This window comes from Mesorhizobium sp. P2_C7 (assembly GCF_056404515.1).
This window is the reverse complement of the sequence record NZ_JBFUDW010000016.1, coordinates 131,690-147,727: the sequence shown is the minus strand read 5'-3', so window position 1 is coordinate 147,727 and position 16,038 is coordinate 131,690. Positions and strand designations below refer to the sequence as shown.

Below are 16,038 nucleotides of genomic sequence, written 5' to 3'. Positions count from 1 at the left end.
GATGGCCTTTCAGGTTGGATTTCAATAGCCGCGCGACCGGTCGACGAGCCCGATGGGATCGATCCCGGCGCGGTGGCGTCGGATGTTTTCGATGACGGCGCGTGCGGCGCTCGCGGGTTGGGTGACGCTGGCGACATGCGGGGTCAGTATGATCTTCTGATTCGACCAGAAGGGATGGCCTGCGGACAGCGGTTCGGGATCGGTGACGTCGATCATCGCCGCCGCAAGGTGGCCCCTGTTCAGCGCGACGTGAAGCGCTTCATGATCAAGCTGTGGCCCTCGGCCCGCGTGGACGAGCGCAGCGCCCTTGGGCAGTTTCGCGAACAGGTCGGCATCGAGGAAACCGCGCGTGTCTTCCGTCAGCGGCAGCAGGCAGATCAGAATGTCGCTGGCCGCCAGCGTCCGCTCCAACCCGGGCTCGCCGTGGTGACAGGTCACGCCGTCAATCTGCCGTGGCGAGCGGCTCCAGCCGGCGAGCGGGAAACCGAAGGGCTTCAGCCGGTCGAGGACGGCCTGACCGAGTTGCCCGAGGCCGAGCACGCCGATCCGGCGCGACCCGGCCTGCAGCTGTGGGATGTCACGCCATTCGCCGGCGCGTTGCTGTGCCAGATAGGCGGGCAGGTTGCGATGCAGGGCGAGCACGGCCAGCGTCACATACTCCTGCATCATGCGCACGATGCCTTCCTCGACCGTGCGCACGATCTTCACCTGTTCCGGTAAGGTATCGAGGCGGAACTGGTCTACGCCGGCGCCAATGGAGAACAGGATCTCCAGGTTCCTGTAGCGCGCGAGGTCTTCTGGCGCGGTCCAGGTAATGAGATAGCGTACGGAGTCAGGATCGACTGTTGCGGCATCCATAGTGAAGGGGACGTCCGGCAGTTCCTCGGCGAAGGCATCGGCGAAGATCGCTCCGCGCCGCGCATCGGAATTGAACAGGAATGTCATTCCGGTTCCCCTTCAAGCCGCGCAGCGGGCGCCCAGCGCCTCGATCAATCGCTGGCAGGCGGCGAGTTCGCTGGTGAGAATGTACTCATCCGGCTTGTGGGCGCGATCGATGTCGCCGGGGCCGCAGATGATCGCATCGACCCCGGCAGCTTGGTAAAGTCCGGCCTCCGTGCCGTAGCTGACGGCGGCAAGCGGCGCTTCGCCGGTCAGCTCGGCTAACAGTGCCGCCAGTGCCGCGTCCTGCGGCAGCGACAGCGCCGGATAGGCGCTCATCGGCGTCCACTCGACCCGAAAGCCTTCGGCCGCAAGGGCCTCGGCTCGCGCCTTGACCGGCGTGAGCAGGCTGGCCGGGTCGACGCCTGGAATGGCGCGCGCCTCCAAGTCCAGCGTGCAGGTGCTGGGAATGATGTTGACCGACTGTCCGCCCGCCACCACGCCCGCTTGCAGCGAGGAGTAGGGCGGCTCGAAGGCAGGGTCGAACGGACCGTTCGCTAGCCGCTCGGCTTCGCTCACGGCCGTGCTCAGCGCACCGGCCATGGCGTGGATGGCGTTGAGGCCGAGATCGGGCCGCGAGGAATGGCCTGAGCGCCCGTTGATCGTCACGCGGGCGGCCGCCTTGCCCTTGTGGCCGCGCACGGCGCGCATGCCGCTCGGCTCGCCGACGATGACACCGAGCGGCTTCGCGCAAAGTTCGGGGAGGCGGGCGATCAAATGCGGCACGCCGCGGCATCCGACCTCCTCGTCATAGGAGAAGGCAAGATGAATTGGCCTGGCAAGGCCCAGTCCCGTCAGCGCAGGCACGGCCGCGAGCGCCGCCGCCAGAAACCCCTTCATGTCAGTTGTGCCGCGTCCGTAGAGTCGCGTGCCCTCTCGGCGCAGCGCGAAAGGAGCCGAACTCCATTGCGGCTCGCCGGCAGGGACGACGTCCATGTGGCCGGACAGGATGTAGCCAGGGACATCGGCGGGGCCGATCGTCGCGAACAGATTGGAACGGTCGCCTTCTGGCCCCGGGAGCACCGTGACCTGCGCCCCGTGCTCTACGAGATGGGCCTCTATCCAGCCGGCGATATCACCGTTCGGCTTGCCTGCGACCGATGGAAAGGCGACGAGACGGTCGAGGATGTCGAAGACGTCCATTCCAGCCCTCAAAGCATTTCGGGTCCACCGGGATCGATACCGTCGACCATACGCTGCTAGATTTTCGGAGAGGATGTGCGCGTTCTTTCGCGATTGCGTGCCGAAAGCGGAAATGTTTCAGTTGAATCTAGCGTTGGTGCGCGGCTTTCGAGCAAATCGTACCGGTCTGCTTGTTTAGCGTTGGTAGGGGCAGAGGGTGGCCATCGGTGCGTCGCCCTCTGGTACGATAATCTTGCAGGGGCATGGAATTGAAGCCGTCCGGAAGCTTGAAAATCGATACCTTCTCGATGCGCGTCGGCGCCATCGAAAGCGTCGAACTGGATCGCTTGCACGCACTCTCGCTCTCCGTGGGATGGCCGCATCGCGCCGAGGACTGGCAATTCCTGCGCGGATCGGGACAGGGGTTCGTGGCGCTTGACGAGATCGGCCGGGTCCTCGGCTCGGCCATGTGGTTCGCGCATGGCGCCGGTTTCGCGACCGTGGGCATGGTCATCACCTCGCCGCGGCTCCAGACCCTGGGGGCGGGGCAATGGCTGATGAAGCGGGTCTTCGACAAGGTCGTCGGCCGTGATCTGCGCCTCAATGCAACGCGCGCGGCAAGGCGGCTCTATCTCTCGCTCGACTTCCAGCCGGAGAAGACCGTTTATCAATGCCAGGGCATCGCCCGCGTGCCGACGACGGGTTGGCCGGCAAATATTCGAGGTGATGTCCGGACTTTGGACGCAAGGGATATTCCCGCCGCGATCGCGCTCGACGCGGCAGCATTTGGCGTAAGGCGGACGGCGCTCGTCGAACAGCTTTTCGCCCACTCGGCCGGCTATGGTCTTTTCAAGGGTGACAAGCTGAACGCATTCGCGCTCTGTCGGCCGTTCGGGCGGGGCCATGTCGTGGGGCCGGTTGTGGCGGAAAGCGACGCGGATGCCGTGGCGATCGTGCGGCCGCACGTGGCCGACCATTCGGGGGCCTTCCTGCGCATAGACACCCACATGGACAAAGGCGAGTTCGCCGCCTTTCTGTCGCACAGCGGAATGCCGGTTTTCGACACGGTTCTGACCATGTCGATGGGCAAACGCCTCGCCGATTTTGCCGTCGGCGGCGCATCTGCGCCGGTGACCTATGGCCTCGCCAGTCAAACTCTCGGGTAGTTTAATCCAGGGCGCGGGCCGGCGCGGCGGTTCACGCCGGCACAATCGCGGCGCTAGCTGGGAGAACCGACATCGAGGCGAGACGGCTTTTTTTGCAACCATGCTGGACCAAACGCAGCAGGCCAAACTGGAAGTGTTACAGCCTTCCAAATTGCTTAAGGGGGGATCAATAGGGGTCATAGAATTAGCCGAGTTTCGATGGTGAAGCGTCGCGGAACCATACGAAACGATGCGGGAAGATTTCTGATTTTGGCCCACGAAAAAATAAACAAAATCAACGTTCTTGATACGTCCTCCGGGCCCGCCAATACCTTTTCGAGATAAAGAGGTATCAGCCTGGGTGGCAAAGGAGCACAACATCAAGGTGAGCCGACGTGCGTGAGGATGTTGCTCTGTGCGGCTCCTTCGCCCAACGCCCCGTGAATGTGCTACCTATTGTGATACAAATCGAGCTCAGAGGCAGAAAAAAGACAATAAAAATAATATCTTGTAGAAGATGTTGATCCCAGCCAACGGTACCGCTACTTTCCTCAATAAATTCAGTAGTTTGTCGCATGGGGTAGGGGCGTCCATACCCCGTTTCATGTCGCGCCATGTTGCAAACCGCTACCGTTGATTTCCAAGGGTTTCCTGCGACTATCGGCAAGTCCGTGCGACATCCCCAAAAACGGCGGCGGCGCCGGGGTGAGGTTGAGCAAGCCATGTGAGACGTGCGCCGGAATGGCTGCTGCTTCAGTGGGAAAAGGCGCGGCGACGCCAAATCCTCAAGCGCTACCCCCCTTTTGGGGAGCCGGCGTGGGGTCAGCAGCCGACTTTTTTGAGATACTGATCGGATTGGTCCATGCCACTTGATATCGAAACTCGGTTTCTCTGCCTGGCGGATTTTGAACCCGCGGCGCGGGAGCTATTGCCGCACGCGGTTTACGAGTTCATTGCCGCCGGTGCTGGCGAAGAAATCACCAAGCGTGACAATGAAGCCGCATTCGACCGCATCAGGTTAAGGCCGCGCGTGCTTCGCGATGTGACAAGACTTGATACCGGGATCACGCTCTTCGGGCAAAGTCTGCCGCATCCGATCATCCTAGCCCCAATAGCATATCAGCGGCTGGCGCATCCGGAAGGCGAGGTGGCCGCGGCGCGCGGCGCCGGAGTGGCGGAAGCGGTGTTCACTCTGGGCACGACGGCGACGGCGGCGATCGAGGATTGCATGGCGGTGACCCAGTCTCCAGTCTGGTTCCTTCTCTATTGGCAAAGCGATAGCAGTTTCAATGGCGAACTCGTATCGCGCATGGCCGCACTGGGCGCAAAGGCGATCAGTGTGACGGTCGACATGCCAACACCAGGCGATCGCCGCAGGCAGTTCCGGGCAGGATTCAAAATTCCCGACAGCCTCGCAACGCCATACTTCAAGGACCGGAACACCGGCGTCCTCAAAGTTGGCACTGCGCAGCGGCGCGCCATGCCGACCTGGGCGGATATTGCCTGGCTGCGTTCTCTGACAACCCTGCCGCTTATCCTGAAGGGCATCCTCGATCCTGACGATGCCGAGCAGGCGATCGGAACCGGTGCCGATGCCATCGTCGTCTCGAACCACGGTTCGCGTAACCTCGACACCCTGCCGGCGACCATCGACGCCCTGCCCGCCATCGCGGATCGGGTGGCCGGGCGGATTCCCATCATCCTCGACGGCGGCGTGAGGCGTGGCACCGACGTTTTGAAGGCAATTGCCCTGGGGGCAAGCGCGGTCATGATTGGCCGCCCCTATGTCTACGCACTGGCAACGGATGGTGCCGAGGGCGTAGCCCATTGTGTCAACCTGCTTCGCCGGGACTTTGAGGTCGCAATGGCGCTTACCGGCCGGGCGCGGATCGGCGAGATCGACCGGTCGGTAATCTGGTGAAGCCGGACCTATTCCTTAGCGCTCTGATGGCGGCTGTGGTCCTGTCTCAAAGACGATTGACGAAGCACTCTGCCAGTTCCAGCAACCCCGCCGCACGCTCTGGAAACGGCCGGCGTCGAGTTCATCGCAGAGAGCGCCCTAGCATAGCGCCTCGTGCCCCTCAGATGTTCCTCTCGAAGGTATGAGCCACGATCGGATCTGGCGTCGATAGCTCAAATCCTTTAGCTGCCATAAAGGTCAGAACGATAGCCACAGCTATCGATGCAATCACGGTGGCGGTGCGAGCTATGATTCTCATGATCTTGTACGCGGCGCAAAGCTCCAGCAGATTCCCTCGGACGGGTAGGTCCGCCCTCTAAGGTCGGGATGCTCGCGGCGGATTGCAACTAACCCTTAGTCTAGGTCCAGCTTCGGCGCGCTTGGCAATGCGGGTCGGAAGCGGCCCCGCGTTTCGCTATCCCTTCGGCAGCAGCACCGGCATTTCAGAAAAGCACCAGCTAATTTGTGCGACACTGGGCGCGGAGCAGCGCCGTTAGAGCCAGTGCTCCAAAAGAAAGGAGTGGACAACGCACCCAGGGCGGATTGCGTTTGCGCTCGACTGGCGCAATCCTCACCTAGGGGAAGTGAGGAAGCATGAGCAGCTTGGGCTTATGGGTCATACTCGCAACGGCGACCATGGCGATCCTTTACCTGTTGTCGTATGTCTCGATCACGATGTAGGGATATCGCCGGGGCGTGCGGCATTGTTGACGGTCAGCGCCCCTTCTTCAGCTTCGGCGTGATCTCCTCGATCCGCACCTTGTTCTGGATAGCCAGCGTCGAGGCAGCCGGTCGGAAGCGCACCACGGTAGACAGCTATAGCTCGCACCTTGATCTGCACATCGTGCCGTTCATCGGGGATCTCAAGCTTACAGCGCTGAACATCGCCGCTGCACGCTCGTTGGAGGATCAACTGCGCGCAGCGGTCGTTCTCAAGCGATGATCCGAAAGGTTCGCTCGCATGGGTGAACTCACTCGGGGTAGCCCCCAACGTCCTCCGGCCCCGGCTTGTTGAAAAGGATAAATACCAAGGGATTGCCGGGCTCGGACATTGCATCGCTGCGCAGGCCCGATATCTCTCCGGCCACGCCGCTTGCGTACTCCGCAACCACTTCGCCGAAGCTATTGCGCTGGATGGCCACCTTCTGTCCGGCCTCGACCTGGTCGTTGAGCTTGACCAGATACTCGACCAACCCGCCCTCGGTTGCCAGGATCGGGAACGCACTGTTGCCGACAAAGACGTGCACGTCCTTGCCCGTGCGTCCCATCGGCCCGGCGACGATGCCGTGATGCTTGAGCACGTTCATCGTGCCTTCCACGAATAGCCCGATCATCTCGAGGTCCAGGTGGCGGGCAGCCCCGATCTCCGGGCAAAAGGACGGGATGCCCGCGGCGTTAAACGCGTTATGGAGGACATTGGGATATGTTGGATTGTCGAAGATCTGGCCGATCGGATAGAGCTCCGCCATCGCCTTGATCTCGGGCACGTCCATCTCGGCAATATTGAATGCGGTGACCTCGAATCCGGTCGTTCCGGTATGGAAGTCGATCGCGAAGTCGGCGTTGGGCCGCAGCAGCCGGTTGAACACCAGCCCGGCGTGTCGGCTGGCCGCGGTGATGTCGTTCTCGTTCCCGGGCCACACCCGGTTCATGTCGATCAGGTCGAGGCCTCTGCCCGCGTTGGGCCATCTGCGCTGCATGCTTTCCAGGGCCGGGCGGGAGATGTCGGTGACCGCCATCACCGTGCCCGACATCTCAGCGGGGTCGAGCTGGTTCATCACGGTCTGGACCGTATGTATGGAACTCATCTCGTCGCCATGCACACCGCTGGTCAGGATGCCGCGCTTGCCCGACTTCGCCCCCTTGGCGACGGCCACGGACACATACCAGTGCTGTCCAGTGGGACTCTCCACGCCCTGGAAATACAGAAGGTGCTTCTTGCCGGGCTCCAGGTCGTTGACGTCGAGCGTGCTGACGACTTTCTTCCCCTGGATCACATCGCCGACATAAATCGTCGCCGATGGCGCACCCGCTGCCGGAGCGGACGAGGAAGTCGCCGAGTCCTCGGCGTTCGCGGCGCCGGCGTTGGCCGCCAAGGCGGCCGCGGCGCCGACCGTTGCGATGGATGCCATTATTAGATCGCGGCGATCAATGCCCTTTACAGATTTGTCCGACATGATGGGGCCTTTTTGCAGAAAATCCCCCGCGACTGCAAAATACTGGTATGCCGCCCAACACGCAAGCTTGCATGATTTCTGTGCCGTAAGCACAGGAGTTGTCGGGGTTAGGCAATCACACGATTTATCCGGTTTGTCGGAACTACGCGGAGCGCCACGTCGGCAACCGCCTGCCGACCCTGCGTGCCACCACGGACGCCGGTGCCAACGCTTCGGTGCTGCCAATCTTCAGCGTGGCCAGCCTTGTCGGCTCCGGCGCGGTGGTTGCGGCGGTCCCGGCTTTCGAGATCGTGTGCAATTGGGTGCTTGGGATCAAGGGCCGGCCCTTGGTCTCGCTGGCCATCGCGGCCAACATCCTCGCCTGCGCTCACAGGCTCGGCCTCGGGCGGCCTGACCGTCGCGCTCGAAGTTAGTCCCTTGACAATACGCTTTTCGGGGGAGTTGATTCTAGGGAAACCAAAGCAACGTCACGGAGAGTTCCATGCCTCGTCCCTTGTTTGCTTGCCTGGGTCTCGTTCTCAGTCTTGTCGTGCCCCTGGCTCTGCCGGCGCCCGCCCATGCCGTCACGATCAACATCAATATCGGCACCAGCCTCAACAATGGCCGGGCGATCACATGCCGAGAGGGCGAGAGACTGCTGCGCAGCCGTGGTTTTTGGAACGTCCGGCGAGTGGATTGCCGCGGGCGCCTTTTCACCTATCGGGCGCGCCGCGCCAACGGTCTGTTTGAAATCGGGTTGAACGCGCGCAATGGCCGTGTCGTAGATATGCACCGCATCAGGCGGTGACCTCGTCGCGGGTCCGGCCGCCGCGGCCGGCCGTTCGAACCGGCGAAACGATCGCATGAGGCGCCCATCGCAAGCAGGGATCACATCCTGGCGCGCGCGGCAAGATGTTGCTTCAGTTGCGCTATCTGGTCGGCCGACCACCCCTGTGGGTCAGTCACGGCGAGCCACGCATTGACGTAGTGTTCGGGCGCAAAGACATGTCCGTAGCCCATCGGCGAGTTGGTCGACACGGCCATGTCGAGGGCGAGCTGCAGCATCGATACGATCGGGTACCACCGCAGCTCCGGCGAGACGTCCGGGCCGCGCGGCGCATTCATCCAGTCCGGACGGCGATAGAAATCGCTATAGGCGAAGAACGTCAGTGGATCGCTCGCATACTGGAGGTAGACGATGCGCAGCGGACCCCAGGGCGCGTCGCTCGGACCGGGGTCGCCGTTCTGGTTCATGAAACGGACGAAGGACCCGTCTCGGAATTGCGGCAGCCAGGCCGGTGACCCGGCATTGCGATGCTCCGTCACGCTGCGCCAGATTCTGCTCTTGAACGGCGGACCGCTCCACAGAGCCCCCTGGACAGGGTCACCAAGCATCCCGAAAAGCTCCATCGAACTCTCGGAATTCATCGCTCCCAAGCTCAGGCCATGCAGATAGAGTTTCGGCCGACTCTCGTGCGGGAGCGTCGTCCAGTATCCATAGACTGCGGCAAACAAAGCCTTTGCAGCCTCCGAGCCGTATTCCGGCTCGAGCAGCAGCGATAGCGGGCTCGACAGGTAGGAGTACTGCTGGGCCACGCTCGCCACGTCGCCGTGGTGGAGATACTCGACCGTATCCATCGCAGAGGGATCGACCCAGCCGGTGCCGGTGGGGGTGATGACGACGAGTACGGAGCGTTCGAAGGCGCCGACGCGTTTCAATTCATCGAGGGCGATTTGCGCCCTTTCCTCCGCCGTGTCGGCGGCACCGAGCCCGACATAGACCCGGATAGGTTCGAGCGCATCGGCGTGCGTGAACGCGCGTATCTCGGCGGCGGTGGGTCCTGTCGCGATGAATTCGCGTCCTGCCCTTCCAAGTTCTTTCCAGCGGACGAGGGAAGCCGAGCTGCCGGTCTTGAGCGGAGATTCAGGTTGCGGCCGGTCCGGCTCGATGAGGGCGTCAACCGCCGCGAAGGACGAATCGGCCAAGTGCAGCACGTAGCGGAAGAGCACGCCGTTTGCCATCGTCCAGAACAACAGTATCGCGACTGCGAAACCGATCACCTTCGAAACCCTGCGTGGGACGAAGCGGCCCGACCTTTCTGAAATCCAACGGGAGATGCCTTTGAAGAGCCTGGCAAGCGCGATGACCACCAGGAACGTAGCGATCGCGATGAAACAGACCTCAACCGGATGCGCGCTCGTCACGGGTTCGAGCTGCATCAGTCGACGGATCGAGTTCTGCCATTCCGCCGCCCACCACAGAAACAGTATGGCGATGACGGCGCAAGCGGCCGCGACAGCAATCTTGAGAGAGAGCAGAAGCCGCTCGCGCGGTTCCGGCAGTTCCATATAGGTCCATAGCCAGCGCCAGGCGACTCCGATGCCGTATCCGACGGCGAAACATGCCCCGGACAGCACGCCTTGGGTCAGGTAGGTGCGGGGAATGAGCGTCGGAGTAAGCGAGGCGACGAAGAACAGCGTGCCCAAAACGAGGCCGCCGGCGGAAAGCGAGCGCCAGAACCTTGTCACCCAGCTGCGCATACGCCCGTTTCGCTTCCCTTTGGGATGAATTGTCTCGGGATGAATACGATAGGCATCATGGCTCGCTCTCGCGTTTAATAGAAGGACGCAGCTGCTGAAATTTCCGTTTGCCTCGTCCGGCAAGGCGCAACATGTACTCGGTTGAGCGTCGACCTTTCGCGCCGACGCCACCACGACCGCCAGCGTGGTCGCCTGCGACGTCAGCTTTCAGGAAGCGGCAAAGCTGGCCTCTACGGTCGAGATGCGGCGTTAAGTTGCCCGTTCCAGCAGCCGGCTCAGGCGGCAAAATCTGACTCCATTGTCGACCTCAGCCCGGACAAGTACCAATTGCAGGGTCTTCAGGAAGGAAGAAGCTTCGCCGCTCGCAAGGGGTGAGTTCGCGAGGCACGGTGCGCCGTGCAAAGTCAATGAGGTCCTTGGGTGTCTGGAAGGCGCGAACGATGCGGACCCTTTCTTCGCCGGAAACAATTGCGACATGGGTGCCGTCGGAACTGAAAGTTGCGCGTGTAAAGCCCAGTAGAACGGTTGCTTCGTCGTGGCTGGCAAGGACGGCAATCTCGCGCCCCGATTGCGTCTCCCATAGCCGGACCGTGCGATCTTTCGAGGACGCGGTTACGACATACAAACCGCTGGGACTGAACTGGGCGCTGTCCACCGCGCCGCTGTGGCCCCTAAGAACGGCCCTTTCCTGTCCGCCAGAGACGCTCCAGATTCGGACGGTTCCATCACGCGAGCCGGTCAGCAGCGACTGACCGTCGGGACTGAAGGAGACCACCGTCACCTCGCCGGTATGTCCCACTAGCGTTCTGACGTTTGCTCCGTCCGAGGTCGACCAAATGCGAGCCGTGTGGTCGAGCGAGCCTGTGGCGACCAGTTGACCGTCCGGGCTGAAGACCGCTGCCGTGATGCGATCCTGATGCCCCACAAGGGCCCTGAGCTCGGTCCCACTAGTCGTCAGGAGGTGGCCCGCATTGTCTTCCCTGGCCGAGAGGACCAGACGTCCGTCGGGGCTAAGAATGGCCTGCGGCAGATTACTGCTTGTATTGATGACGGCCTGCTCGGTACCGGTCGCCGCGTCCCACAGTTGTGCCGTACCGTCGATCGATGCGGAAACAAGCGATTTGCCATCGCGACCAAACTGGATCTGGATCAGTCCGCCATGGGATCGGAACTGGGCGGTCTCGAATCCCCCGGCCACATCCCAAATTCGGACCTGGCCCCCAAGAGATGCCATCGCGACGCGCCTTCCATCGGGACTGAACGTCGCGCGTTGAACGATCTCATGGGTATCGAGCCGGATTATCTCGCGCCCGCTTATAACATCCCAAAGATGCGCCGCGCTGTCGCCGCCACCGGTCAGCAGATGGACATTGTCGGGACTGAAGACCGCGAAAGTCGGCCTGTATTCATGTGAGAGCGCGGTCGTCAGGGCGCCGTCGACATCCCACAGCCGAGCGGTGCCATCGTGTGAAGCAGTGAGAAGAATGTTGCTGTCAACCGGGCTGAATTCCAGATGCTCGACCAAAGATTCATGACCGGCGATGGTCGTCACCAACGAGGCGCGTTCAGCGTCCCAGATGCGGATCGGCCCATTGATCGAGGCGGTCGCCAGGAAGCGGTCGTCCGGGGTGAAAGCACCGTTCATCTCCACATCGCGTTCATCTGTGTCGATGTCTGGCTTCAACCCCGAAACCTCCTGGCCGAGCAGGTCATCCAGCGTTCCCAACGCTCCATCCCAAATCCGGGCAGTGCCATCGAGGGATACCGTGGCGATTCGCTGACCCCCGTGACTGAAAATTACGCCGTTCAATTGCGTGTCGCTCTTGCTGCCGGCCAACTTTGCGATCTCCGTTCCTTTCGACAAATCGAAAAGGCTGGACGTGTCGCGGTGTGAATGCCAACCCCACGGGCCGGCCAGTATGCGGCTTCCGTCCGGGCTGAACGCCAGGCTGTAGGGCCAGGAGGTCACTCGGATTGACTGCGTCAGCGCGCCGTCTGCGGCATTCCAGATCGAAACAAAATGCTTGCCTGCCGTCGCGAAGCTGCGGCCGTCTGAACTGAAAGCAGCACGCGTATATGCGTCGCTTCTTACACCTAGCACTTTCTTTCCGGTCCGAGCATCCCAGAGCGTTGCATCGCTGTTCTCCCCCGCCGTCAGCACCCGGGTGCCATCCGGGCTGAAGATTGCCGTCGGATAATTGCCTACCGGCCGCAGGATGAAGAGCTGTTCTCCCGAGACGGCGTTCCAGAGGCGTGCAGTGCCGTCCCTCGCGGCCGTCAGGATACGGCTTCCGTCCGGGCTGAATTCAGCCCTCTCCAAGGCCTCTTCATGACCTTTCAGAACTTCAGTTTCGGCACCGCTGGAGATGTCCCAGACGCCTGCGGTTTTGTCGTAGGACGCGGTGACGATGCGATCGCCGGTCGGATTGAATGCCGCATACGTCACGCCGGCGCCATGCCGGAAGATTTTGATCTGTTGGTGCGCCAGCAGAGCCTTGTAGAGGGCTGCCTCCGCCTCGAAGAGATATGGCCGCTCGGACTGGTCTTTCGAGGGCAGTGCTTCAAGCGCCAACAGGATCGCAGCCTCGGTGTTGCCTCTTGCCGTGGACTGCTCCGAAAGGAACGAGAGCGAAAGAGACTGGTTGCGCAGCGCCTGGTCTCGTTGCCACCTTGCCTCCTCCTGCGCCCTGAAGGCGACCAGTGCGCCTGCGCCTGCCATGAGAGCGAGCATTATCGCCACAATCGCGGCATTGCGCGTACGTCCGGCTAGCCGGTTTGCCGCGGCAGCCGCGAGGCTCCGGCGCTCGGCCTCGCGCTCCAGGCGTTCGCGTTTTGYCTCTTGGGCGGCCTCGATCAGTGCCAGCTCTGCCTGCCGGTCCTTCTCCTCTCTCTGCTGATGGGCGCGCAAAGACGCCTCGATGTATTCAAGGACGTCATCGTCGACCTCCTCCCGCCTTGACAGCATCAGCTCTTCACCCTCTGCGAGACGTTTGCCAGACGGAAGGAGAAGCTCTCGATTCCTATTCTCCAGGTGCCAACGGTGAGCGTCGGCCCTGAGGCGGTCGCGCGTCTCGAGGAAGTTCCGGTTTGCATTCACAATGTCACTGGCGCGCGGCCAACGGCTCAACAGTGCTTCATGTGCAACGCGGACGAAGACATGCCCTCCGGCGTCCTCGTCGCTGACGAGGAGCCGTGCGTCGATCAGGGCCGTGACGAGGGCCGATCGCGCGGGAGTGCCTGCAATTTCGGTGAACAGGGCCGGACGTGCCGTGACCGTTTCATCGCCAGGACTTGCCGTGGTGAGAGCGCGCAGCACCGTGGGTAAGGCCTCCTGGATGTTGGGCGCCAGCAAGTCCACGACTTCATCGGCGCGGCGCGCGATTGCGCCTTCGAGCCCGCCGAGCGCGCGATAATGCGCAAAGGTGAGAACTCTGCGCTCGCGGCCCGCCTGGTACAATGCGTCGAGCACAAACTCGAGAAGCGGCAATGATCCGGGATCGGCAGCTGCTGCCTCCTGCAGGACATCATCGAGCCGCCCCAACTCGGCACTCTCCTCAAAGCGGAGTCCGGCGACGCCCGCCGGTTCGCGGATGATCTGCCCGATCTCTGGGCCAGTCGGCGGCAGGAGTTCGTAGCTGGAGAGGCCATCCTTGAGCGCCGAGAAACCCCGGACCTCACCGCAGCGGTGAAAAAAGTCCGAACGGATCGCCGCTATCACCCAGACAAGTCCGCTCGCGGCCAGCACCGCCATGAACCGCACAAGGGCCTCGCGCGTCGCCGGCTGCCTCTCTGTCGTGAACAGCTCCTCCAGCTGATCGATGGCGACAAGCAATCTGATCTGCGAGCGGGCCGGCCCGGCGGCCTTGCCAAGCGCCTGTCGGACCATCGCCAGTGCCCGATCCGGCGTGCTCCTGCAGAGCCGAGCAAACTCCGCGGCCGTTACTTCGGAGGCCAGCTCCGGCACAGCAGCTTCGCGAAGCAGTGCCGCAGCCAGCACAGCGAATGGATCCGGTCCTTCGGAAAGGCGGATCAGGCAGCGGCGCCAGAAGGATATGCCGGCCACGGCTCCAGGCTGTGTCAATGACGGCAGCAGGCCAGCGCGCAGGAGGGAAGACTTGCCGCAACCGCTCATTCCGTAAATGAGAAGGAATGCCATGCCGCTAGCTGCCTGCCGCTCCAGTCTTGCAATGCAGGCAGCAATCGCCCGCGCTCGGCCGAAGAAGAGGTCGGCATCTTCGAATTCGAAGGCATCGAGACCGCGAAATGGCGACCTGACCGGTTCCTCCGAAGCAAGGGGTACGCGGTAGACGCGCAAGGCGCGTGCGACGTTCTTCAGCTTGTGCTCGCCGAGATCGACGAACTCCAGCGAGAGCCGGTCTTGAGCCTGGGCGTGGACCGCTTCCGTGACGCAAATCCCGCCCGGTCGTGACAATGTTTGCAGATGAGCGGCGACCTCGACGGCCTCGCCCGCGAGATGGTCGCCCTCGGCGACGACATAACCCAGGTGGACGCCGATGCGGAAACGCAGGCGCTTTGTCTCGGGAACTTCGCAGTTCCGCCTATCGACATCATGCTGGATCTCGCCCGCACACCGCATCGCCTCGACAGGGCCGGCAAACTCGGCGACCAAGCTCTCTTCGGCGCTCCAGAACACACCATCCGCATGTTCAACCAGCAGCCGATCGATGATCTGCCTGTATGCCCGGAAAGTTGCAGCAGATATCGGCTTATCCTTGCCGGTCGACCGGCCCCCAGCGGCCACTTCGGCGGCCAGGATGGTGGCCATTCTCGGTCCGGCTTTTGAGGGAAGGACCAGCCTGTAACCGCGCCTCGGAACCGTCTGCACGACGGCCTGCCGATTGTCGTTGAGCGCCGCACGGATCTCGTGAATGCATTGCACCAGGCTGTCGTCGGTCACGGCTATGCCGTTCCAGACTGCCTTCATCAGGTCGTCCTTGGTGATGACCCGATCAGCGTTCTCCAGAAGGTGACGAAGCACCGCGAAGGTCTGGTGGCGAAGTGCGATTGTCCTGTTGGACTTGTCGCGCAAGGTCTCGCTGCTCAGATCGGCGGTAATGCCGTTGAGTACGAACGTCGTGGGCGGCGAGCTATTCAAGCCGGTTCCCTCACGCACGAAGCCGCAGTCCAATTCTTCGATCTTAGCACGGTTCGCGCTGCGAAGAGTCATCGCCATCCAGACCGGCGGGGAGCGCAGATTTCGGCGAATGATCGGACGCCGTTCGTGACCAAAGAGACGCTCGGACCGACAATTGCATTCTCAGCGGGAGGCTCGCCATGGACTACTTGGTGCGGATTGCTCGATCTGCCGGAGCAAGACCGGTGCCACGGCTCACGGGCTTCTGCCTGCTCAGTCTGTTCTTCGCGATGGCGTCTCTGGCTTCCTCGACCGACCGTCGCGCAGACGACCTGACCGAAGTCGATCTGCAATTGATCCTTGCCGTGGACGTCTCGCCCTCGATGAGCAAGGTTGAGCAAAGAGTGCAACGCGACGGCTACGTCGATGCTTTCCGCCACACGGACATCGCCGGGGCAATCAAGTCGGGAGAGCGGGGCAGGATCGCAGTGCTTTATCTGGAGTGGGCCGGCCCACGTCAGCAAACAGTCATTGTGCCGTGGACAATTGTCGAAAGCCTCGACGATGTTCTGACTTTGGCAGACAGGCTTGCGGCGCTGCCGTTGACTGAAGGCCGCGGAACGTCGATTTCCGGCGCACTGTCGGCCGCGAATGATCAGTTCGCGAAGAGTGGCTTGCGCAGCCCGCGCAGGGTTATTGACGTATCCGGCGACGGACCCAACAATGCCGGAGCGCTCCTTGACCCCATCCGGCAGGTTCTTCTCGCGGAAGGCGTGACGATCAACGGGCTGCCTATCGCAATGCCCCGCATTGGCGGGGCCGACGGGTTTGCGATGTACGACCGCTCCAACCTCCAATCCTATTTCGAGCGCTGCGTCATTGGCGGGCCAGACGCATTTACAATCGGCGTCACCGAGGCCGCTATGTTCGCCACGGCAGTCCGTCGAAAGCTGGTGCGTGAAATCTCCATGAACATGGGTCAGGTGATCCACGCCGCCTACACCGCACGTTCAGACCGCACGGTCGATTGCAACGGGATCGCTCAGGTGCCGGGCCGGTAGCGATGGGCGACGGGGTGAC

10 protein-coding genes and 1 pseudogene are annotated in these 16,038 nt (G+C 62.3%); 6 read left to right on the top strand and 5 right to left on the bottom strand.

Annotated features, from left to right (window positions below; all coding sequences use genetic code 11):
- Window positions 1-21: 21 nt before the first annotated feature.
- Both AC1D2G_RS28115 and argE read right to left on the bottom strand, forming a co-directional pair.
- On the bottom strand, window positions 22-945 hold the full coding sequence (locus AC1D2G_RS28115; protein WP_477418131.1) for a 2-hydroxyacid dehydrogenase: 924 nt from the start codon (window positions 943-945) through the stop codon (window positions 22-24).
- 12 nt (window positions 946-957) lie between these two features.
- Window positions 958-2,082, bottom strand: coding sequence for an acetylornithine deacetylase (gene argE, locus AC1D2G_RS28110; protein WP_477418129.1), 1,125 nt, complete (start codon window positions 2,080-2,082; stop codon window positions 958-960).
- Window positions 2,083-2,324: 242 nt separating this feature from the next.
- Here argE and AC1D2G_RS28105 point away from each other — a divergent pair, with 242 nt between their 5' ends.
- From AC1D2G_RS28105 to AC1D2G_RS28095, 3 genes are all read left to right on the top strand, one after another.
- Entirely contained in the window at window positions 2,325-3,227 is a 903-nt protein-coding gene (locus tag AC1D2G_RS28105) for a GNAT family N-acetyltransferase (protein ID WP_477418127.1), read from the top strand.
- 841 nt (window positions 3,228-4,068) lie between these two features.
- Entirely contained in the window at window positions 4,069-5,127 is a 1,059-nt protein-coding gene (locus AC1D2G_RS28100; RefSeq protein WP_477399423.1) for an alpha-hydroxy acid oxidase, read from the top strand.
- Between the two features lie 700 nt (window positions 5,128-5,827).
- Window positions 5,828-6,109, top strand: coding sequence for a hypothetical protein (locus AC1D2G_RS28095; RefSeq protein ID WP_477399425.1), 282 nt, complete (start codon window positions 5,828-5,830; stop codon window positions 6,107-6,109).
- A gap of 28 nt (window positions 6,110-6,137) precedes the next feature.
- Here AC1D2G_RS28095 and AC1D2G_RS28090 read toward each other — a convergent pair whose 3' ends face one another.
- Window positions 6,138-7,343, bottom strand: a complete 1,206-nt coding sequence (locus AC1D2G_RS28090; protein WP_477418125.1) for a M14 family metallopeptidase — start codon at window positions 7,341-7,343, stop codon at window positions 6,138-6,140.
- A 167-nt stretch (window positions 7,344-7,510) separates the two neighbouring features.
- Here AC1D2G_RS28090 and AC1D2G_RS28085 point away from each other — a divergent pair.
- Window positions 7,511-7,751 (top strand): annotated as a pseudogene (locus AC1D2G_RS28085) (GntP family permease); the annotation flags it as partial.
- A gap of 121 nt (window positions 7,752-7,872) precedes the next feature.
- Window positions 7,873-8,130, top strand: coding sequence for a hypothetical protein (locus AC1D2G_RS28080; protein ID WP_477418123.1), 258 nt, complete (start codon window positions 7,873-7,875; stop codon window positions 8,128-8,130).
- An 80-nt stretch (window positions 8,131-8,210) separates the two neighbouring features.
- Here the strand turns inward: AC1D2G_RS28080 and AC1D2G_RS28075 are convergent, their stop codons facing one another.
- Together AC1D2G_RS28075 and AC1D2G_RS28070 are read right to left on the bottom strand one after the other, a co-directional pair.
- Entirely contained in the window at window positions 8,211-9,863 is a 1,653-nt protein-coding gene (locus AC1D2G_RS28075) for an alpha/beta hydrolase (RefSeq protein WP_477418121.1), read from the bottom strand.
- A 307-nt stretch (window positions 9,864-10,170) separates the two neighbouring features.
- Window positions 10,171-15,051 carry an nSTAND1 domain-containing NTPase gene (locus tag AC1D2G_RS28070; RefSeq protein WP_477418119.1) on the bottom strand — a complete coding sequence of 1,627 codons (4,881 nt, stop codon included), beginning with the start codon at window positions 15,049-15,051 and terminating at the stop codon, window positions 10,171-10,173.
- A 107-nt stretch (window positions 15,052-15,158) separates the two neighbouring features.
- Between AC1D2G_RS28070 and AC1D2G_RS28065 the strand changes: the two genes are divergently transcribed.
- A complete protein-coding gene (locus AC1D2G_RS28065; RefSeq protein ID WP_477418117.1) occupies window positions 15,159-16,019 on the top strand; it encodes a DUF1194 domain-containing protein in 861 nt (286 codons plus the stop codon).
- Window positions 16,020-16,038 lie beyond the last annotated feature (19 nt).

Bases quoted from the DNA above. Each gene is read 5' to 3' on its own strand.
- argE (WP_477418129.1), bottom strand. From the start codon at position 2,082: ATGGACGTCTTCGACATCCTCGACCGTCTCGTCGCCTTTCCATCGGTC.
- AC1D2G_RS28095 (WP_477399425.1), top strand. From the start codon at position 5,828: ATGTCTCGATCACGATGTAGGGATATCGCCGGGGCGTGCGGCATTGTT.
- AC1D2G_RS28065 (WP_477418117.1), top strand. From the start codon at position 15,159: ATGGACTACTTGGTGCGGATTGCTCGATCTGCCGGAGCAAGACCGGTG.
- AC1D2G_RS28090 (WP_477418125.1), bottom strand. From the start codon at position 7,343: ATGTCGGACAAATCTGTAAAGGGCATTGATCGCCGCGATCTAATAATG.
- AC1D2G_RS28115 (WP_477418131.1), bottom strand. From the start codon at position 945: ATGACATTCCTGTTCAATTCCGATGCGCGGCGCGGAGCGATCTTCGCC.
- AC1D2G_RS28075 (WP_477418121.1), bottom strand. From the start codon at position 9,863: ATGCGCAGCTGGGTGACAAGGTTCTGGCGCTCGCTTTCCGCCGGCGGC.
- AC1D2G_RS28105 (WP_477418127.1), top strand. From the start codon at position 2,325: ATGGAATTGAAGCCGTCCGGAAGCTTGAAAATCGATACCTTCTCGATG.
- AC1D2G_RS28100 (WP_477399423.1), top strand. From the start codon at position 4,069: ATGCCACTTGATATCGAAACTCGGTTTCTCTGCCTGGCGGATTTTGAA.